This window comes from Nitrosomonas sp. (assembly GCF_019752415.1).
Classification (GTDB): domain Bacteria; phylum Pseudomonadota; class Gammaproteobacteria; order Burkholderiales; family Nitrosomonadaceae; genus Nitrosomonas.
The window spans coordinates 1-21,796 of sequence record NZ_JAIEME010000003.1 but is presented as its reverse complement, the minus strand read 5'-3'; the positions used below and the strand labels follow the sequence as shown (position 1 = coordinate 21,796).

The window sequence follows — 21,796 nt, the reverse complement described above, 5'->3', positions numbered from 1 at the left end:
GGATTAATATCGATACATCGCTGGCTTATAAGGGCCGTTCTTATCAAGACCTAAATATAATGCTTGTTCATCTGTTAATTCAGTGAGTTTCACCCCCAACTTCCCGATGTGCAATCGCGCTACTTTTTCATCCAGCTGCTTGGGTAGTACATAAACATTTTTCTGGTAATTTTCCGCATTCTGCCATAATTCCATCTGCGCCAATACCTGATTGGTAAATGAACTGGACATCACAAAGGAAGGATGACCCGTAGCACATCCTAGATTAACCAATCTGCCTTGCGCCAGGACAATGATACGGCGTCCAGTCGGAAATATCACATGATCAACCTGTGGTTTAATATTTTCCCATTGATACTTTTGGATAGATGCAATGTCAATTTCCGAATCAAAATGTCCAATATTGCAAACTATCGCTTGATCCTTCATTTTCAACATATGATCATGTGCAATAACTCGCAAATTCCCAGTTGCTGTAACAAAAATATCCGCTTGATCACAAGCATCGTTCATCGTAACCACACGATACCCTTCCATCGCTGCTTGAAGCGCGCAGATTGGGTCAATCTCGGTAATCCAGACAGTGGCACCAAGGCCACGCAATGATTGCGCACAACCCTTACCAACGTCACCATATCCGCAGACTACTGCAATCTTTCCAGCAATCATCACGTCCGTTGCACGCTTGATGCCATCAACCAAAGACTCTCTACAACCATAAAGATTATCAAACTTTGATTTAGTGACAGAATCATTCACATTAAATGCTGGAAACGGAAGTTCCCCATTTTTATGCATTTCATACAAACGATGAACCCCTGTAGTGGTTTCTTCAGTAACCCCACGAATCCTGGCAAGGTTCTTTGAATACCAATTAGGTTCTGATAATAATTTGCTTTTGATTGAAGCAAACAAAACAGTTTCTTCTTCGTTGGTAGGATTGGCAATAACTGAAGGGTCTTTCTCAGCTTTGGTTCCCAGAATAAGCAGCAATGTAGCATCACCGCCATCATCCAGGATCATATTGGCGCCACTGGGTTGGCCGGCAACTGTCCATTCGAATATCTGGTGAGCATATATCCAGTAATCTTCCAGAGATTCTCCCTTATAGGCAAATACCGGTATGTTCTTAGCTGCGATAGCTGAAGCGGCATGATCCTGGGTAGAGAAAATATTACAGGAGGCCCAGCGCACTTCTGCGCCTAAAGCCACTAATGTTTCAATCAGCACAGCAGTTTGAATCGTCATATGCAAAGAACCCGCAATGCGTGCACCTGCAAATGGTTTCTGATCAGCATATTCCTTACGTAATGCCATCAAACCTGGCATCTCGGTTTCGGCGATTGCAATTTCTTTACGTCCCCATTCTGCTAATGAGATATCAGCAACCTCAAAGTCAGTAAAAAAACCACCGTTTGGATTAGGCACAGCGTTCATAGTCTTCTCCTAAAATATGAACGAGCGCCGTTGTAACAATATCCTCCATGCTGAGCCTCACGGAACAAACCGCTGCAGCGCTCCTCAGCATAGGGGAAGAATCAATTAAAGCTTTTCAATAGCGGCAAATTGCTATGAATAATTTATAGACCAGCATCGACACGTAACTGAGCAGCCTTATCCGTAGCTTCCCAGGTGAATTCAGGAAGCTCACGACCAAAATGTCCATAGGCTGCAGTTTTCCCGTAAATAGGGCGTAACAGATTCAACGCATGAATGATACCGCGGGGACGTAAATCAAAATGTCTTTCAATTAATTCGACAATCTTGTCGTCAGTGATTTTTCCTGTACCGAATGTGTTGACCATCAATGAAACAGGTCTAGCAACACCAATGGCATAGGCAACTTGCACCTCACATCTGCTGGCAATCCCAGCCGCTACAATATTCTTTGCAACATAGCGCCCGGCATAAGTCGCCGATCGATCAACTTTAGAAGGATCTTTACCAGAAAAAGCCCCGCCACCATGATGCGCGGAACCGCCATAGCTATCGACAATAATTTTACGGCCGGTTAAACCACAATCCCCCATCGGACCACCCACTACAAAACGACCCGTTGGATTGACCAGATACTTAATATGATTACTGATGAGTTCAGAAGGTAATACGGGTTTAATAATCTCTTCAATCACTGCCTCGGTCAATGCGTGATGAGAAATATCGGGATCATGCTGTGTTGAGATGACGACAGTTTCGATACTTTGCGGTTTACCATTCTGGTAGCGCACTGACACTTGTGACTTGGCATCAGGACGCAACCATGCCAATTTACCCTTTTTCCTCAATTCGGCTTGGCGTTCAACCAAACGATGTGCATAAAAAATTGGCATGGGCATCAGTTGTGGTGTTTCATCGCAGGCATATCCGAACATGAGTCCCTGATCACCAGCCCCCTGCTCCATTTCCTCTTCTTTGGTACGGTCAACTCCTTGCGCAATATCGGGCGACTGTTTATTGAAAGCTGTTAAAACCGCGCAAGTTGTAGAATCAAAACCAATATTAGAACTGGTATAACCAATATTCTTAACGGTTTCACGTGCAATTATGTTGTAATCAACAGTAGCATGAGTGGTTATCTCACCTGACAACACGATTAGACCCGTGCTACATAATGTTTCGCAAGCCACACGAGCATTGGCGTCTTGACTTAAAATCGCATCCAAAACAGCATCTGAAATTTGATCAGCAACCTTATCTGGATGACCCTCAGAAACAGACTCAGAAGTAAAAAGATATGCACTCATAGTTTAAGCAATCAGAATTATAAAAGCTGCTCAGTATACCCGATTAAGTCTTTGAAAACAGGATCCAGTCTAACTTCGCTCAACTTTAGACATCCAATTCGCAGCCTTGCGTTACTTGAACGGTGACACAACCGGAGGTGAAATAAAGGAAATTCACACGGCTTGATGTTAATGGTGGTGCTAAACAAGCAATCTTAGGGTATGGCGCTGTTTTGGAAAGGTGAATTTGAAAGCAAATGACCAGCTAATTACTCAACAGAAGGAAAAGCTGATAGCATAAAACCATCCGCCCATTGGGAGACAAAAAACAAAGTAAATCTCAGGAAAGAAATAACATTTTTAGCGTTTTATTAGTAATTCCATAAAAACTCTCAGTTGTCTTTACCTAACTTTTTTAAAAATTATGATGCTTCAAAACATTAAAAATAGACTGGATATTATCTCTGTACTGTTAATTATCATGACTATGGGTTTACTTCATAGTCCCACTGTTTTGGGCGGCGATCAATCCTTATTCGTAATCATTTCGCAACTGCTAGATTCAGGAAAAATCCTATACAAAGATCTGTTTGATTATAAACAGCCGGGAATTTTCTTATTTTATTTACTGGCCGGTAAAACTTTAGGCTGGAGTGATGTCAGTATTCATCTGTTTGAATTAGGCTATTGGATATTATTTTCGATACTATTATTTTATACGATCAGGAGCTATTCACTGTTTCGTGCGGATTATCTCAATAGTCTGCTCCCCTTGTTCATTGTCGGATCCTATTATTGCAATGCGACCATTTTTCATTTAACTCAACTGGAAGCACTGATTAACGTTCCTTTGTTTCTAATGGTTTGGCTATTAGATAGAGCCTACAAAACGGGAAATGCTCTGTTTGTGACGTACTTGACGATAGGTGTTCTGATCGGCGTTATTTTATTGAGCAAACTGGTTTTTGCTCCCATTATTTTCTTCTTTCTGCTAATTCACTTTATATTCACGCTAAGAAGTCAGAGTTTAAAATATATTCTTGTTAAACAAATAATCCCATTATTTGTTGGATTCGTGATACCGCTATCGATTTTTCTAGCCTATGTTTTTACGCATCAGATCGAAAATCTGGTGGTCGATATCTATTTCAAAATCCCAACGAGTGTCATAACGTTAGCCGATCAAATTGATCCGGATCGATTGCTCTCATCAATTAAGTGGTTTATCAAACAAATGCTTGCGCTCCTATTACTCGCAGTAATTGGCGTCTTTCTGATCACGAAAAAAGAATCTCATTTTTTTAGTTTGATCATAGCGTGGGGGGTTATAGGGTTTGGGGTCATACTCATGCAAAAAACCTCATGGTGGTCTTATCATTTTCAGCTTCTGTATGTCCCAATTGGCGTGTTTGCAGTAATGGGACTGGATTTTGTTTTGTACCATTTTCTTCGGAAAATAAAACTCGGCACACCGCTGATAAAAGGTCTCTTAATCATTACGATAATATCTTTGATATTTTCAAATCAATTGAATACGTTCTGGAAGGGCGTAGCGCCACAAGGCGATAAAAAAGGATACACTTTTGATTACGCAAAAAATGATGCGGAAAATATCATTAATGTTATTAAACCAGAAGATACCATCTTTATATGTGGAAACCCCAGAATGTATCTACTGACATCCCATTTGCCTGAATTGAGTATTAACGGCTGGATATTGGAATATTATCTGGATTATCAATGGGAAGATTTTTATGACCAATTCAAAAATAAGCTTCCGACCTATCTCTTTGTAAAAAATGAGTATGACAAGCTGATTGAGTCAAAGCATGCAAAGCTTTGGGAGTTAATGATGAAAGAATATACTGAGGTTGATTCGGTAAAAAACGGAAAATGGTATAAAAGAATATAGTTTCTCGTTAAAAATCGGGGTGGTGGCGAGTCACCCCCCCACTGTTTCTCTGTTCGATGTCATAAAAACACCCTATCGCGTTAAAACGCAACAAAGCATACATGACGGAAAACCCCATTGTGCCATTTCGACCCAAGGGAGAAATCTTGTATTACTGAAAAAGATTCCTCACTCCGTTCGGAATGACAGCAAACCCCAAAAGTAGGGTGCATTAAGCAAAGCGCAATGCACCAAGAACAGCGGCGAACGATACTACAGCAATGACGGATTACGCTGCGCTAATCCATCCGACAAAAACTACAAAAACACAAATCACAAAGAATCAAAGCACAAAGAACAAATCATCAAAAAGCCCTGGCGATACGAAAACCCAGGACGTCGACGACTTCATCGGTGCTGTCCCCGTTACGGTTAGCCGATCGCAAGAGCAGTCGGTTGTTGTTCCACGAACCGCCCCGAACCACCCGGCGATTACAATCCCCGCCATTGGCTTCCTTCCACGCCGAGCCATCTGCTGGCGCGCCTTGATAATTCTCATGCCAGCAATCCTCCACCCATTCCCACACGTTACCTGCCGTGTTATGCAGGCCGAATGCATTGGGGTTAAATGAATCCGCTGGTGCAGTCTGTTTACCATCCCCTTCACTGCCGCAACCATCGCAGTTTGCATAGATTTTGCCGACGTCATTACCCCACCAGTATGCCGTTTCGCTTCCAGCCCGTGCGGCAAATTCCCATTCGGCTTCCGTTGGCAGGCGGTATTGCCTGCCGGTTTTATCCGACAACCATTTGACATAGGCTTGCGCGTCGTTAAAGCTCACATTGATTACCGGGCGTTTGCCGCGCCCCCAACTGCCACCACTGGGTAATTGCCGCTTGGTGGCTTTGGCAAACGCATCGTATTCGTCAAACGTGACTTCATATTTGCTGATTTCAAAAGCGTAGGCGATAGTGACTTCGTGTTGCGGATCTTCGTTAGAACTTCGACCGGCTTCGGTTTTAGGCGAACCCATTAGGAATTTTCCGGATGGAATACGTACCATTTCGGGCTCAAACGAAAGCCGGGATTCTTTTGCGGCGCGTAACTCATCATTAAATCCTGCACCGTGTTGATACGTGCGGTTAAGCTGTACTTGAATAGTGCCTGCGGAGATGCCCGTTGACTCGATCACGTTAATTGCTGCGCCATACGTCAGCCAAGCCAAACGGCCTGCAATCCGTTCGGCAGCAGCCTGCCCGCCGCGCGCAAATCGGATGGTGTTGATCGTTGGCTTAGCATCGAGGGTATCCGATCCGATGGATACGGGAAACTGAGCGGTTTTCAGCTTGCTTTGCAAGGCTTCCATCAGTGCTTGCGTGTCTTCGCGGTGGTTGAGCGTGACGCGCCATTGGGCATTCTCCTGTGCCATTTGGTTGCGCTGATAGTCGATGAATGTGTGTTGGCCAACGTAATGCCAGGCGGCGAATAACGTACCGGTTCCGAGCAGCGCCCAAAACAGCAGAATTAAGGCCGGGCGCAGAATCAGCGATTGATTGGTTTTGGGCAGTAGCTTAGCCAGCGCTTGCGGAATGCGAAAATCCAGCAAGCCCAGTTTCCCGCCCAACAGGATATTGGCGAAAATCGGGTCGTTAATGGCATTGTCCTGAGAGAGCGCACGCAAGTCATCGAGATTTAGTTTGAGTTGCAGCTTGGGTGGTGTTCTGACTTCAAGGCTCAGCGAATTGGGGCTGTCCTTATCGGTCAGCCGGTTGAATAAGCGCTGCCAGGCAGTGGCTACTTGTTGCCTTTCGTCACGGCCCATGCCGAGCAGGAGGTATTCCCGCAGCCAATCCGGTAAATGCGCGTGCGTCAACCAGGGCAAGCGGCTCAAGCGCGCCAGCCGCTGTTCGCGCTGCGGTAGCGGATCGGCGGTATTTAAGCGCTCAAATAACAAATAATCCAACGCGCGCGTCAGCGCCCAGTGCGGTTTTGGAAATACCGCCACTGCGCGCAACAGACGCAATCCATCGGCAGCTAGGAATTGTTGCAATTGCTGCACCAGCAAGGCAAGATTCGCGCCATAAGGCGGGCGCTCACCGAGCCAGGCATCGGGCTCGGCAGCGATCAGCGCGGGCAGCGGCGATGGGTCGGTTTTTTGTAGCATCAGCTTGTGCGGTTGCGGTGTGGTCAGGTGTTTGACCAGTTGCGGCAGGTTGTCTTGCGCCAGCGGCAGCATCAGAAAGTGGTGCTGCGCCAATACCGCTGCGTGCGCGGTACCGGCATCGCGCGGGTGCAGCCAAACTTTGTCCTGCCAAGGCGACAAATCATCGAGCCAGGTGCGAATCTCCCCGCTGTACGGATGAAACAAAATCGCTGTTTCGCTGATGATCAGCAAGCGCGCGGCTTCGTGCCGCGCCACCAGTTGCTGCAGTTGGTAATAGCTGGCTTTGCTGTCGTCGTCATGCCAGCGCACCAGCCAGCGCGGATCGTCGCGAAAGCGATAGGTGTTGATGGGCAGTCCGAGTGCTTTAAAGCGCTTCTCCAATTCTTCCGCCAATGCCGCTTGCTGGTCGTCGCGATGCTGGCTGCGAACCAGCAATAAGTGTTCGGGGGCAACCCGGCGGTTGCGATGTACCGGCTGGAAATAACCGCCACTGCGCGCGGTGGCTTCGATGGTGGCGGTGATATGCAGGCGGCTCGTCGGCACCAGCCGCGCTGCATGCAATTCGCGCAATGCCTGCTCGGCCTTGGCGCCGCCAAAAAAGGGTTGCAGTATGCGATCAAAGCGAAAATGATGCAGCAGGTCGTCAACCGAAGCGGTTTGTTTGCGCAAAACCGCGTTGCGTTGATAGCGCCAAGCCAAAATCAACAGCACCGGCAACCACGGCAATGCGAACAACGCCCAGCCAATATTGCGCACGGTATTTTTCCACTCTAGCCGCACATAGTCCGGCTCCGGTTGCGGCCGTGGCGCGATGTGATCAACGATGGCAATGGATGCAGTAGCCGGTTGCGGTTTGCTCCGGGGGATCGGTGGTGACGGTTTATCTCCGAATGGCTCTATGATCGGCCCCGGCGGTGGTTTTACCTGAAGCCGATCCGGTACTTTGACCAGCAATACGGCGATCACGCAAACGATCAGTGCGACGCCGCCCATGATCCAGATTTTTTGCGTTTTTTGCGCGGTTTCTTGCGCGGCAACGAAAGCACTGCTGCCTGGTGAACTGATGCGGTTTTTAGTTGCCAGGGTTGATTGGCTTTCGCCTTTTAGCCATTGTTCAAACAGCACTGGAAAACGCGCTTGCTCTTCCGGGTTGCGGCAAAACAGCGGCCCCAGCAGCGGGGCCAATTCGCTGGCCTCTTTTGGCAACTTATCTTGCTGTTGCAACCGATTAAGCAAGCGCGCGACCGACAGCCAGACATCGACACCGTGCGCCATGCCTTCGGCGCGCAGCAACACACCGAATTCATCGATGCGGGAATAAAATTCTCGGCTATCCACGGAATTCGGTTAGCTCAGGTTAGATTAGGCGACTGGCCGCTCTTTCCAGCGGCCGATTAATTGAGGGAGGTGTTCTTGATCTTCCTTGCGCTTGAATAAGGTCACACCGGCGCTGGCAGTAAAGACTTCCAGCCATGCCGTATTGGTCAGGTACGGTGTTTCAGTCAGCCGTTGGCTGCGTTTCTGCAGCAATTGCATCCAATTCAGCAATTCCGCAATCGACGGCTGTTTCTCCAATTGCCCTTCACTACGTAGATAACGGAAAAAAGAAATCCCCGCCGCCCACACGCTTTTCTGCGCATTCGGCACAGTCTCTTCGCTAGGGATTTTGATATTCAAGCGCTTCTCGATAATGCTTTCGATGGTGACATCGCCGCCCTCCCCACCCCCTGCGGCGCCGGCTACCGTACTGTCCAGTTTGCTGCGGAAAGCGGGCAGATCGAGGTGGAAATACACGCAGCGGCGCAGAAAAGCATCCGGCAATTCGCGTTCGCGATTACTGGTGATGATCACGATCGGCCGCATTGCTGCTGCTTGCAGCGATATCGTGGTTTTCTTGCGCGCGGTTTCGAACAACTCCGGAATATCAAAACTCATGCGTTCGATTTCGTTCAGAATGTCATTCGGCACCTCGCGCGGCGCTTTATCGATTTCATCGATTAATACCACCGAACGCCGCGGTTCCGCAACCGGTTGCGATTCGCCCGACACATCAAGACAATCGTACAATCCGAGCTTGCTGACGGCGTCTATTCCCAATGCTTGCAAGATCGCCATGCCGAGCGCTTCAAACCGCAAAAAGCGCCGCGGATCGTCGTTTTCGCCATCCCTGCGGGTAGCGCGGAATCGCCCCAAGGTATCAAAGTGATAAAACAAATCGCGGCTTTGCGTATCCGATTTGACGGTGAAAGCCAGCGGTTTTTGCCAGGCATCATCCGGATTTTGCGGATGATCCAATTCCCAAGCCAGGCTATAAGCCAGCTGCGACTTGCCGCAACCCGGCTCGCCGGTCAGCAGCAGCGGCATACCCAGCTCCAGCGCCACATTGACGGCGGAAACCAAACCCGCCGGAGCCAGGTAATCCTTCGGGTGCGTCAAATCGTCGGGATCGAATCCCGGCAGACTGCGCCATTTCTCTGGCTTTAAATCCTTGCCGCGACCTGAATAATAATGGGGTTGTAGAATGATCGACATGGTGGTTGGCTCTTAGTGTGAGTGATGGTTTTGTAAAATAGGAAGTAATTTTTCTTTCAAATCCCCAAGCGGGATGGCGGAATGCCTGGGTAGCTCTTTTCGAATCGTGCTACGCAAATGTTCCGGTATTTCGTGATTTTTAAACCAATCTTCGATATCCTCGGCAACGGTCGGTGAGCATAATGTTGGCAGCAACGAATTTTGTAACTGGTGACGGGATAGTAGCTTTTGCAGATCCTGATACCATCTGGAAGATGATCGCTTATGAAATAACCGGCTAAAAAACATTGAATCACTCAAGTAATCCGATTCACAGATCAGCAGGAGAAAATGACTGTGGGAATTGACGCCAAATGTTAACCTTGACCATGCCAAAAGCACTCCGGCGATAAAGTTATGATTTTTAACTTCGTCTCCGACCAATTCGCGGAAGAAAATATGCGATTCTTCTTTACTCTGCAGTACCTTCAAAATATCTGTTTCTTCAGAGCGGCAGTTTAATTGGCGCCCCAAAAGCTTCCACAAATGAGTTTCTCCTATCGATAACAATTCTGCACTTTCGTCAGTCAGATTTAGCCTGGTTTCCAGTGGTTTTATTTCTGGAGAATGTTTGGAATAAGAAATCTTATGTTCTTCAAGTAAATACGACAGTGTATATCGCACGGAGCTAGGCCATTCATTGCGGGGGCCGAAAATACAAAATCCGTAAGCTTTTCCTTCGTCAACAGGTCGCTTTTCAGGAATCTGGCCATCAAAATGCACATGTTGCGGTTTTCTATCTAACAAACCCAATAAGTACTCTGGGTTACGTATTGATTTGCTTTTTTGAACAACTTGATCCAAATCACCAGAATGGTAGAGAGAGATTTTGTCACGCGTGTGCGCTTGCGATGCGGTTCTTTGTGGGTGTGCATCAAAAGTTAGCGGTGTACCAACCGTGCGAGGTTTTATTTTTAGCAAACCGATAGGACCCGGCTCCACACCGCCTTGATCCAACAAGTCATCGTAAAGCACTTGGTAATTGGCCTCGGTGTTCAACACATAATGGGTTCGTGGCCTTAGCGGTTTTGGAATATGCAGTTCGTCGGTTGAGTGACGCAGCACTGGAATGAATTTTTTTGAAACACTGCGCGCATCGTAGAGCTCTTGCGCTATCATCGCGCCTTCCCAATCCACGCCCTTACCTTTGTCAGGAACCTCGTGCCCGTGGAAACGGCGGTAATAGGTTTCCGTGCAAACGCACAACACATGCGTGGTCTCATCTAGAGAATCCGACATCCAGCGTGGCCAGCCCCCCGGCGGGGAACCGTTTCTGACATAGCGGTCAAGAATCGTTTCAATGCCATTTTTGCGCAGGCTCTCGGATAAACCGAGCACCCACTCGCGGTGCTCGTCGGAATCGTGGCTGTAGCTGATGAATACTTTGATCATGGAGGGCAAATGTACTGAAAGTCCAATGCATTGTCAAAAGTGTCGCTGAGCGGATAAATTGCCGGCTCAGAAAAACAATTTTTAGCAGAAAACCCAGGAACTACTGAATTATTTGCCGTACCGGCGAAAGCTGGTGACCAGTTCATTGATCTTCTTAATTTCTACTTTCGCCGGAATGGCGCATCCTTAATAATTCAGCAGTCTTGTAACTAATCGTGTATCAAACACCAGTTGTTCTGGAAAAACTACCCGAGAAAAAACTGTCACCTACCAAAACGCATGGCCAGGTAGGCCGAATCGACTTACTCGGCGTACCTGGCGCCGCCGCGTGAAGGATGGAAAATGATTCCTCAAACGCTCCAGTGTATTGCTGATTCATAACCGATCAATTATTTTTCCGGGACAAGGGGACTAGTACAAAGCTACCAACACAAACCTACTAATAAATTGGGATGAATTGACTATAGCAGTAAACAGCTCTAAAAATTATGATGAAGCCACTCATGAAAAATGTATCTAAAACTTAATGAATCAAGTGTCACAAAAAGCAGTTCTATTAAACGCATCAAATGGTAGCTTTATAACTAATTCTTTTTGAGGTGTAAAAATGAAGAAAAAATTTTCCATGCAACAGGCAATTATTGCTGCAGCTTTGCTGATTACGTGCGGCGCTGCTAATGCAGGGCTTGTATTCGTGCCAACCGATACAGCAACTCGAACCGAAGCATTTAATATCGGGGGGTTTGCTACCCTAGCTGTTGGCTCAACGTTAAGTGTCGGTCACCTCGATTACACAGGCTCAGGCTCGCAAACGGTAACTTACACCTTTCTTGGTCAAGAATCCGGTTATAACAATAAATTTTATGACAATTTAGGTGGCACGACACTGCTCGAATCCGATCCGATTGGAACATCGGTCAGTTCAATAGTCAGTGCACTCGGACCGTTAAATTTTAATTTTGAAGGTAATATTGGAAAATTTGCCTTCAATGGCGGGCATTGGGACAAAGGTACCTCGATCGGACTGATTGGAACAAACATGCTCATCGGCACTACCACTTATCAGTATGTTATCGGCTACAACGATAGCGCGGGCAAAAAGAATCTTGGTGATTGGGATGATTTTGTTATCGGCGTAAGTGCCGTTCCAGAACCAGAAACGTATGCCATGATGTTAATTGGACTTTGTTTAATAGGTTTTTCGATTCGGAAGCAGAAAGTACGCTAATATAAGCTTCAAATTTTAGTTCAAGAAACCCCTGAATAAGTAATTGTTCAGGGGTTTTTAGTTTTCCAAGCAAGAGCATTGGTATCTTGGTTTTGTACACCGTACATGGAGAGAGGGTATAAAATTTACAATTTATGACAAATTGCCAATACAACCTAGTTCCCTGGCAGTCAGCGAAAATCCCTTTAATTTTTGCAAAGCATCATCGAATGATCAATCTAGCGGTTAGCGATGATCCGCTGGAGCACCGATATTTTATAGGCTGTTATGAAAACGTATTCGAAACAGTCGATGCAAGGCTCCAACAGGCAGAAAAGCGCAGCTTATTCACAATAAATGAGCATTCTTAACCTGTTGTAACACTGTAGTGGCGATATTTTTCAACGGTTAGCTAATGCAACCGCATACAAATCATGCGTATCCGAATCAATAATTTCAACTTCAATAAAATCTCCAGGCTGAACGTGATCCGCCTTGTTCACATATACCAATCCATCAATTTCTGGCGCATCTGCACTACTTCTTGCAATCACCTGATCCGCAGCAAGCTCATCAATCATAACCATCATCTTTCGGCCAACTTTCTCTGCCAAACGTTGACGGCTGATTTCTTCTTGCAATTGCATAAAGCGTGCACGGCGATCCTCCTTGATAGCTTCCGGCACAGGATCAGCTAGTTGATTCGCTGTTGCCCCTTCAACCGGTGAATAGGCAAAACACCCGACACGATCTAATTGCGCTTCCTGCAAAAAGGCTAATAATTCTTCGAACTCCGCTTCAGTTTCACCCGGAAAACCTACGATAAAGGTGCTGCGTAGTGTGATGTCGGGACAAATTTGGCGCCATTGCTGAATGCGCGCCAAATTATTCTCAGCATTGGCGGGTCGTTTCATGGCTTTCAGGATCCGTGGATTTGCATGCTGAAACGGAACATCCAGATAAGGCAGTATTTTACCTTCCGCCATGAGTGGGATAACTTCATCGACATGCGGATAGGGATAAACATAATGCATGCGCACCCAAACCCCTAATGTACCCAATGCCTGAGCAAGCTCGGTCAAGCGGGTTTTAATCGGCCTGCCCTGCCAAAAACCTGTGCGATATTTTACGTCAACGCCATACGCGCTAGTATCTTGTGAAATGATCATAAGTTCCTTCACACCGGCATTCACCAAATGCTCTGCTTCCTGCATAACCTGATGAATCGGCCGGCTTACCAGATCACCGCGCATCGAAGGAATAATACAGAACGTACAGCGATGATTGCAGCCTTCAGAAATTTTGACATACGCGTAATGTTTGGGCGTTAAGCGGATTCCTTGTGGCGGCACCAAGCTGGTAAAAGGGTCATGCGGTTGCGGCAAATGGATATGAATGGCAGACATCACTTCCGGCAGGGCATGAGGTCCGGTTACGGCCAGCACCTGAGGATGGGCTTTCTTAACCACGTCTCCATCCTCTTTCGCACCCAGGCACCCGGTGACAATTACTTTCCCGTTTTCAGCTAACGCTTCACCAATCGCATCCAGTGATTCTTCAACCGCACTATCAATAAACCCGCAGGTATTAACAACAACCAAGTCTGCGTCTTCGTATGAAGACGAAATTTCATACCCTTCGGCACGTAACTGAGTCAATATTTGTTCGGAATCCACCAGCGCTTTTGGGCAACCGAGAGAAATAAAGCCAACTTTTTGTGAAGTTTTTTTTAATGAGGACATGAAATAAAAATTAAATAAGAATAGGATATGGCTCTTGAATACTCGTTAAATTCTATCTGATTATGGATTAAAGTAATTTATTTCTTCGTATTGAGTGAAGTGAAAACACTTTAAATGATTTAGGATCATGCATTTATATTGAATGAAAGCAAGCAGGAAAAAGATTATTGAAGATTTTTTGAGAGTATTCAGCAGAAATTTGAAACTGCCGATCACCTTTGAGACGGTATCTCCGCTATACCAGTTATTCACATCACGTATGGCAAGACTCACGAAGTACTGATTTTATCGGTCTCTATTTTTGAGAAAAACCAGTTACAGCAGACCTTACAAAACGCCGTTTACATTCCAGAACAGTGCGGTGCCGATAACCAACTAAATTTATTCAATTCTTGACCGGACACTACTGGTCTTCATTATTTGCAATGTAATAAACCATTCCGTTTACTATGCACACCGTGCCAGCCTTTTTGTCGCCCATTTGACAATCGGTCAGATGCCTTGCAGTATTGGCAATATCAATCCCAGAGAGAAAAAATCGACTTATCACGTGTGTCTCGTAAAATAAAAATAAGGATACCCCAAACAAATGAACGTAAACATTCACCCCATCATCCTTTCCGGTGGAAGCGGCACCCGGTTATGGCCGCTGTCGCGCGCCAATTATCCCAAACAACTGTTACCGCTCGTTGGAAAGGATACCATGTTGCAAGTTACACTCGCCCGAGCAGCCGCACTATCGAATACGCAGGCACCGATTATTGTGTGTAATTCCGAACATCGTTTCTTAATCCAGGAGCAATGTGAAGCGATAAAAATCAAGCCGGAAGCAATTTATCTTGAATCGGTCGGACGCAATACCGCACCGGCCATTGCGCTTGCTGCATTTCATCTGGCGCAGATCGATGAAAATGCCTTAATGATCGTTTTGCCAGCCGATCACGTCATTGACGATCAGATTGCCTTTGCACAAGCAGTGGAAACAGCGAAAGTGGCAGCTCTGGAAGGCTATTTGGTGACTTTTGGTGTCGTACCCTCTGCACCGGAAACAGGCTATGGTTATATTAAAGCTGGCACAGCACTCTCATTTGCCACACCCATTGCACTGGCTGCTTATCAAGTTCAATCTTTTTTTGAGAAACCTAACCGGGAAACCGCTACGGCATATCTACAGGAAGGCGGTTATACCTGGAATAGCGGCATGTTCGTTTTTACTGCCAAAAATTATCTGCAAGAATTGCAACGGCATCGGCCGGATATTTTTGCCGCCGTTCAAAAAGCTTGGCAAGAAAAAACTACGGACCTTGACTTTATCCTTCCCGGAAAGGATGCATTTACGGCTTCTCCATCGGATTCGATTGATTATGCCATCATGCAGGTAACAGATCGTGCCGCTGTGGTACCCGCACAGTTCGGCTGGAGCGATGTAGGATCTTGGGATTCCCTATGGCAGATTGCACCTAAGGATGACAACGGCAACGTCACCAGCGGCGATACTCTCGTGTTTGATACCCAAAAAAGCTATATTCGCGCGGATAATCGGCTAGTCGCCGTTATCGGACTCGATAACGTGATTGTCATCGAAACAGCCGATGCTATGCTGGTTATGCACAAAAGTAAGGCACAACATCTCAGAACTGCAATACAGCAACTCGAATCCAATCATCGCAAGGAACATCTCGAACATCTACGAGTCCATCGTCCTTGGGGTTGGTATGAAGGAATCGACAAAGGGGAGCGTTTTCAAGTCAAGCGAATCATGGTTAAGCCGGGAGAAAAATTATCACTTCAAATGCATCACCATAGAGCGGAACATTGGGTGGTTGTCAGCGGCACCGCAAAAGTTACTGTCGAAAATCAAGCAACTTTGTTTACAGAAAATCAATCGACGTACATCCCACTTGGCAAATCGCACCGCCTCGAGAATCCTGGAAAAATTCCTTTGCACTTAATAGAGGTCCAATCAGGAACCTATCTGGGCGAAGACGACATCGTACGATTTGAAGATTCTTATGGACGCACCATTTAAATGAAAAAACCAGCACCTATGATTTTATAAAAACAACTTTCTCATCCATACTTCCAATCTTCGGGTAGCGATAACATCATCACGGTTATAACGCAGTATTTCCGCCTTGAGTTTTTCTTTCTCAGCTAGATCTGTTTCTAATCGAAAACGATTGAATTGCACAACTGACCATTGCGATCCGGATTCTTCATTTTCCCATTGAAAATTAACCAGATCCGGATGTTTGCAAATGTCTTTAAGACCGTACCCCTGTAGCGGCAGCACCAGACAATCCAGAACTGGATTTTGCATATCAAACAGAGGGCTATTCGCGCCGAGCAACCATGTCACAGTGGTATGGTTTTCCATTGCATAACGTTCGGCATATTTTCGGATAGTGGCTTTTTCGTGATTGGAGTAATGGGCTAGTACCAGTGGAGAATAGCGTGCACGATACTCTTCAATTTTCTGCAAGAAACCGAGCCAGCCTTTGTAATCACTGGCTTCATCATCGGTCCACACATAGTGAAAGTTCTCCCGGGTATATGTGGGTACCAGAAACCCCCAAAGATAGACATGACGCTCCCGGTTTGGCGTTAAGGGATTATCTTCAATATCGAAATGAATCCAGGTGCCATCCGGTAAAATGGCCTTATTCAACTGAAATACCTTACCGCTTAAAAACGAACCCGCTTGCAGGATAGCGCGGTGCTTTCTTTTATTGCCTTTGAGATACGGCACATCCGGTATGGATTCGACTGTACTCACGGCAAGTTGCGAAATTGTTGAAATACCTACTTCCGCCAAATGTTCAGCGGCTTTTCCGTGAACTCCATAAAGCAACGAGATATCTTCTTTCGTTTCAAAATCCAAACGGCAATAAGCATCATACGGACAGATACGGCATTTACTGTGGCTATAACGAACCGTCGGCTGTTGCGGGAGACCTAGCAATGCTCTCATACCGGTTATAAATTCATCGACTACTGGGTCGACTTCATCGCCAAGCGTTGCTGTGCGGCCATCTCCGAGAAAAACCATTGCGGGTAATTCATTTCGCAGCAAACGGCGATATATTCCCAGTTGAATCTGAATTGCTTTCTTATTTTCACTGAGTGAAAGCTTGGCATCAGCAGGTTGATATTCACCACTTTCATGACGAATCAAAAAATCAGGATAGCCCACCAAACCATGTTGCTTATCCACCAGACGTCCTTGATAAATAACTGGCGCGCCTTGCTTCATCAAATCTTGAGTATGATCGAAGGAAATTGCTTGAGTCACAGGATACTGGCTCTCTAGTCTGGCCAGTATGGCGGCTTCATGCGCTAGCCCTAGATCGCTGAGTAACTGATTAAATGCATCCGGCTCATAGACAGCGGGTTGATGCTTATCCAGCCAGACACGACGGATGCATGCAATCCACGCGGCAGCATCACTGGGTTTGATTAAAGTTTGGGTAGAGTGATTAGCAGTCATGGCTTTTATTCAAAAGCCTCCAAATAAAACTGCCTATTTTAGCGGATTTAGCTAATGCGCATTCACCGGGTACCTGCGACGCAATTTTCATAGCAGCATCCCTGCCGGTTAGCCACGACTAACTGTAGACACTTTCTTTGAATTGCTGTTGAATCAATTCAACTTTCTTCTGGTTCTCAATCAAAGCATACACGCAATCACTGTCCAGTTTCTCGCCAGCAAGCTGTTTGAGCATGTTAAATGCTCTCTCATTGCTCCAAGCTTCCTTGTAAGGGCGACTGGAAGTAAGTGCGTCAAATACATCAGCAACCGCAATAATACGAGCTTCGAGCGGAATATCATTGTTCACCTTGCCAACTGGATAACCGCTGCCGTTAATGGCCTCGTGATGAAATTCAGCGATATTTCTTAAAATATCGATGTTACTGAGATTACCAAAACCAAAATTTACAACAATATCATCAATCATTTTCCTGCCTTTACTTGCATGCGTATTCATGATCGATCGCTCTTCCTCACTTAACGGTCCCGGCTTTAGTAGAATGCTGTCCGGTATTGAGATCTTTCCAATATCATGAAGCGGCGAGAACATAAATATATGTTCAATATACGCATCATTCAGATCATATTGATCGGCAAGCGATTCGGCGATTATGCGGCTATAGCGTGACATTCGATCTAAATGACTACCCGTTTCAGGGTCGCGCATATGTGTAATATTCCTGGTTGTTTTTAATGCTGCACTCATGACTTTTAACGTGGAGAGCTCGTTCACGACCATCAGTGCAATCAAATGCCCATAAATATCGAGGATGCTTAAAACATTCTCTGTAAACACGTCACTTTCGTGTGAATTGAAAAATAAAAATCCAACAAACTCACCGCTATGAAAAATTGGCATGGTGTAGCTCGCCGCATAACCTTGGCGGCCGATCCTTTGTGTGTGCTCATTCGTGCCATTTTCAAAAGTCACTAAATTATTGACAATCCGTGGCAAGCCTTTAGCCAGAATCTCCTTTAATGATGGCGCATTATCCAAGGGCGCTTGATAATGAATCAATGGTTTGTCTTCTCCGCTACTGTCCATATAAGTTTTCAAAATCCGTGTTTTGCTATCGTACAGTGCTATAGCGATACGTGAAATGAATGAAAATTTATCCTGAACAGAATGGTGCGCGCTGATAATCTTATCTCTTAAAGGCAATGGCTTATTGAGATCGTCAAGCAGGTCGTAATGATCAAACATAGTTCCAGCCTCAAGAGAGAAAAATAGCATAACGGTCATACCGGACTTGAATTTGAATTTATTTAAAACTGAACAGATCATGTGCTATAAACAAGAAAAGCTTACTTGCTCTTTACACAAAAATTAACAAGCGTTTGACAAAATAACGTTTTCAACATGGGTTCCATCCATTGCAAATCGGGTGGCTTTATCTATTTAATTGCAACAACTAATGATATGGGTTTTTCTTCGCAATCCAGCTAACAAAACCAGATTATGGCTGAGCATCTTTAATAACTCAGCATGAATCCTTCAGAAATAAGAATCCCGCCGCAAGCAGCAGGGCATTCTTGCTCAGAGCAATGCAAGCTGATAATCCGAGTATAATTTCTGATACGTTTTACCTTGATTCTGTTCATACTTGCCAATCAACTGCTCATCTCCATGCTTGCCAACTACACTTGCAAAATAACCATCAGTTTAAAATTCTTCACCCCAAAGCTTCTTCTTAACTTGTGGACATCGTCTGAAAATTTCTCGTTCGGTTATGCTCTTAATGAGCACCATAAGCTTGGTCAAGCGATATGTCGGTACTGACTGTACCAAAAAAGTGAACATGATCCATGAATTGTGAACTGCTTAACTTCATTCTATTTTGTTAGAACTGAATACTAATTGCCATTAATCCGATTAGAATAATGATTTCTATCATATCGTTACTTTTTTTAGCGTACCGATACTGGTAGTCAATTCACGAGCAAACTAAGGAGAAGCTGTATTTTGCAACGAGATCTGTGGGGTAGGTGGTGAGCTTCCGGCATATAGAGCCCACCACATCAAGCTTTTTCTAATGCCCCGTAGTTTTGTACGAGGCTGTTTGTCGTCTACGTTTCAATTAGTACCATTCAATACTAATCGATACAGGTAGTATAGTTTTCGGGACAGGTCGAATTCAATCCGCCGGATGGATTGCTATTTTGTTGTCTCAAACTCAATGTTTCCAGCACTTTTTTATAATAACCAAGGTCCCTTACCCAGAAAATGTAGTTGACCTTCAGATTATCTCGAGCAAAATTGAGCAGCTCAGAGACGGTTGGCTGATAACCTTTATTATCCCACCGAGTATTCCGATAATTCGCTGGTTCCACTTTAACTGTCAGGGGCATCAGACCAGAATTTTTAGGATAGTATGTATAGAGACCTGGAGGAGACCATTTATTCCCTGGATAGTTTAATCCCGGATCTTCTATGAAAACATCCGGACAACCCAGTGCCGATCCCATTCCTTTGAGATCATCTACTAATGTTGTCAGAAGCCAACGCGGATGGTTTGTGAACTGGAATGTCATCGTATTGGGGAAAGATGCGCGCATCTTTTTGTTTATTACGAGCAGGTTGTCGTAGTAATCAGCTTTCTGAGTACTGGTTAACGGTATTATCGGGTACCCCAGGGAGGTTTCTGTCAAGCCGATACCTTCAAAGTGTTCGTGGGAATTAAAGCGCTTTCCCAATGCACTAATTAGTGCAGCCAGACGATCACGCACCATGGGATTCCACAGCTTGATGTTGCTCCCTGTAATCGTGTCGCTGCCATCCCTACTAAAAGCGAATATGCCTTGTTCGTAGATTGGATCATTTGTCACGTAGTTCGGCACTAAATCCGTGTCAGTACCCCATGATTTTAGTTCTAATAGAATTATAAGCCGTTTATTTCGCGCGGCAAGTTCAGCAAGTCTCTCCTCAATGGATGTGAAATCATATACACCAAAGGATTTTTCTAGCTCTGCCCAATTATAACGCACTTGCATTCCGCGCAGAGCTGGCGTGTCCTTCAGTTCGCTATATACTTGCTGCAGATAATCCGGTTTATTTTTACCCGAATTCATAATCGCATAGTAATGGCCGGGGTGCCATTTGACTGATCCGGGTGTCCCGACAACAACGGCATGCGCTGTTCCGAAGGAAATCCAAATCATGCTTATGATGAATAATATTGCGACTAGTATGCTATGCATTTGTCTCACTACCATGGAGAAACTGGTGCTATTCTTGGGTTCCCTGTGGGAAATAACTCTCATGCAAAATGCTCCTTTAAATATTGAAGATGACTCCTTCAATTTCAGTTAAAAGTGATCCTTAGCTGTTACAGAGTGAATCCATTCTCGTTAGAAAAAAGACACTTCTACTTCTTGGTATTACCTACTTCTGGAATTCCAGAATCGAAAGAAACGGTGAAGATTTTCGTTTTTTGACAGCTAATTTAGAGCTTCTAATACCAGCTTAATTTGAGAAGAAATGGAAATAGGTGTAAAAAAATACCACAGATAAAATGAAAAAGAAACAAATTTTCTTGGCAAAGTAGCTTAAAATAGTCTTGCCAATTTTAAGCATAAATTTATAACAATATGATAATTAAAATGAAAATATAATTTTCACAACTAAATTATAATTTTTATTAGGGAAACACTGATTTATTCGATCACATCGACTTTGGTCATAAAGGTTTGATAAAATGCATCATACTGATAAATATGGAATAGAGCGATGCAATCAAGCTTTTCTGACCTGGAATATGCGGCAAAGAAGAAACAAACACGACGGGATCGCTTTTTGTCCGAAATCGAAGCGGTAACGCCTTGGCTCTCCCTACTGAATGTCGTCGCCCCGCACTATCCCGTTAGTGGCAAACGAGGTCACCCACCGATTGGTCTTGAGCGAATGCTGCGCATGTACATTGTGCAGCAATGCTTTGGTTTTTCGGATGAAGGCACCGAGGATGCCGTATACGATAGTCAAGCCATTCGCCGCTTTGTTGGCATTGACCTGAATCGAGAAGCGGCACCGGACGCGACGACCCTGCTGAAATTCCGCCATTTGCTGGAAGCGCATCATTTGACTGAGTCCATCTTCGCTGCAATCAACGCGCACCTGGCTGAACGCGGGCTATTCCTTCGTGAAGGTACGATTGTTGATGCCACGCTGATTGCAGCGCCTCCTTCGACCAAGAACAAGGAACGAGCGCGCGATACCGAAATGCATCAAACCAGGAAAGGGAAGCAGTGGCACTTCGGCATGAAGGTGCACATCGGTGTTGATGCGCAATCCGGGCTTGTTCACACCCTGATCGGAACGGCAGCGAATGTTCACGATGTTACTCAGGCACAAGCACTACTGCATGGTGATGAAACCGATGTATTTGGTGATGCAGGTTATCAAGGCGTTGAGAAACGAGAAGAGAATCTTGAATTGCCCGTAACCTGGCATATTGCAATGCGCCCTTCCAAGCGCAAGGCATTGCCTAAAACAACAGTAGGCAAACTGATGGAGAAGCTTGAGCATGCGAAAGCTAGCATTCGTGCCAAGGTCGAGCATCCTTTTCATGTCGTAAAAAAT

At 45.4% G+C, this 21,796-nt stretch carries 13 protein-coding genes, 1 pseudogene and 1 riboswitch; of the genes and pseudogenes, 4 read left to right on the top strand and 10 right to left on the bottom strand.

Annotation, left to right across the window (positions count from 1 at the left end):
* Nucleotides 1-3: 3 nt before the first annotated feature.
* Nucleotides 4-1,437 (bottom strand): adenosylhomocysteinase, encoded by a 1,434-nt coding sequence (ahcY, locus tag K2P83_RS00740; RefSeq protein ID WP_292925962.1) that lies wholly within the window; start codon nt 1,435-1,437, stop codon nt 4-6.
* A gap of 15 nt (nt 1,438-1,452) precedes the next feature.
* Nucleotides 1,453-1,529: riboswitch (S-adenosyl-L-homocysteine riboswitch) on the bottom strand.
* Between the two features lie 51 nt (nt 1,530-1,580).
* A complete protein-coding gene (gene metK, locus K2P83_RS00735) occupies nt 1,581-2,744 on the bottom strand; it encodes a methionine adenosyltransferase (protein ID WP_292925961.1) in 1,164 nt (387 codons plus the stop codon).
* 403 nt (nt 2,745-3,147) lie between these two features.
* On the opposite strand from metK, the gene K2P83_RS00730 reads away from it, so the two are divergent.
* Nucleotides 3,148-4,635 (top strand): hypothetical protein, encoded by a 1,488-nt coding sequence (locus K2P83_RS00730; protein WP_292925960.1) that lies wholly within the window; start codon nt 3,148-3,150, stop codon nt 4,633-4,635.
* 344 nt (nt 4,636-4,979) lie between these two features.
* Here K2P83_RS00730 and K2P83_RS00725 read toward each other — a convergent pair whose 3' ends face one another.
* From K2P83_RS00725 to K2P83_RS00715, 3 genes are read right to left on the bottom strand one after another with little or no spacing between them, the layout of a single operon-like run.
* Nucleotides 4,980-8,117, bottom strand: coding sequence for a formylglycine-generating enzyme family protein (locus K2P83_RS00725; protein WP_292925959.1), 3,138 nt, complete (start codon nt 8,115-8,117; stop codon nt 4,980-4,982).
* A 24-nt stretch (nt 8,118-8,141) separates the two neighbouring features.
* The gene (locus K2P83_RS00720) at nt 8,142-9,311 is read right to left on the bottom strand and encodes a MoxR family ATPase (RefSeq protein ID WP_292925958.1); all 1,170 of its coding nucleotides are present in this window, start codon (nt 9,309-9,311) and stop codon (nt 8,142-8,144) included.
* A 12-nt stretch (nt 9,312-9,323) separates the two neighbouring features.
* Complete coding sequence (locus K2P83_RS00715) at nt 9,324-10,742, bottom strand: SEFIR domain-containing protein (protein WP_292925957.1); 1,419 nt, start codon at nt 10,740-10,742, stop codon at nt 9,324-9,326.
* A 607-nt stretch (nt 10,743-11,349) separates the two neighbouring features.
* On the opposite strand from K2P83_RS00715, the gene K2P83_RS00710 reads away from it, so the two are divergent.
* Complete coding sequence (locus K2P83_RS00710) at nt 11,350-11,970, top strand: PEP-CTERM sorting domain-containing protein (RefSeq protein ID WP_292925956.1); 621 nt, start codon at nt 11,350-11,352, stop codon at nt 11,968-11,970.
* Between the two features lie 380 nt (nt 11,971-12,350).
* On the opposite strand, the gene rimO is transcribed toward K2P83_RS00710, so the two are convergent.
* Nucleotides 12,351-13,691, bottom strand: coding sequence for a 30S ribosomal protein S12 methylthiotransferase RimO (gene rimO / locus K2P83_RS00705; RefSeq protein WP_292925955.1), 1,341 nt, complete (start codon nt 13,689-13,691; stop codon nt 12,351-12,353).
* Nucleotides 13,692-14,280: 589 nt separating this feature from the next.
* Between rimO and K2P83_RS00700 the strand changes: the two genes are divergently transcribed.
* The gene (locus tag K2P83_RS00700; RefSeq protein ID WP_292925954.1) at nt 14,281-15,720 is read left to right on the top strand and encodes a mannose-1-phosphate guanylyltransferase/mannose-6-phosphate isomerase; all 1,440 of its coding nucleotides are present in this window, start codon (nt 14,281-14,283) and stop codon (nt 15,718-15,720) included.
* Nucleotides 15,721-15,744: 24 nt separating this feature from the next.
* Here the strand turns inward: K2P83_RS00700 and K2P83_RS00695 are convergent, their stop codons facing one another.
* The 4 genes and pseudogenes from K2P83_RS00695 to K2P83_RS00680 form a co-directional block, all read right to left on the bottom strand.
* Nucleotides 15,745-17,178, bottom strand: a complete 1,434-nt coding sequence (locus K2P83_RS00695; protein WP_292925953.1) for a TM0106 family RecB-like putative nuclease — start codon at nt 17,176-17,178, stop codon at nt 15,745-15,747.
* Between the two features lie 118 nt (nt 17,179-17,296).
* Entirely contained in the window at nt 17,297-18,424 is a 1,128-nt protein-coding gene (locus tag K2P83_RS00690) for an HD domain-containing phosphohydrolase (protein ID WP_292925952.1), read from the bottom strand.
* Nucleotides 18,425-18,757: 333 nt separating this feature from the next.
* A pseudogene (gene tnpA, locus K2P83_RS00685) lies at nt 18,758-19,025 on the bottom strand (IS200/IS605 family transposase); the annotation flags it as partial.
* A gap of 289 nt (nt 19,026-19,314) precedes the next feature.
* Nucleotides 19,315-20,481: a glycoside hydrolase gene (locus tag K2P83_RS00680; protein ID WP_292925951.1), complete on the bottom strand. Its 1,167-nt coding sequence runs from the start codon at nt 20,479-20,481 to the stop codon at nt 19,315-19,317.
* Nucleotides 20,482-20,947: 466 nt separating this feature from the next.
* On the opposite strand from K2P83_RS00680, the gene K2P83_RS00675 reads away from it, so the two are divergent.
* A partial coding sequence (locus K2P83_RS00675) for an IS5 family transposase (protein ID WP_292925950.1) occupies nt 20,948-21,796 on the top strand: 849 nt, incomplete at its 3' end.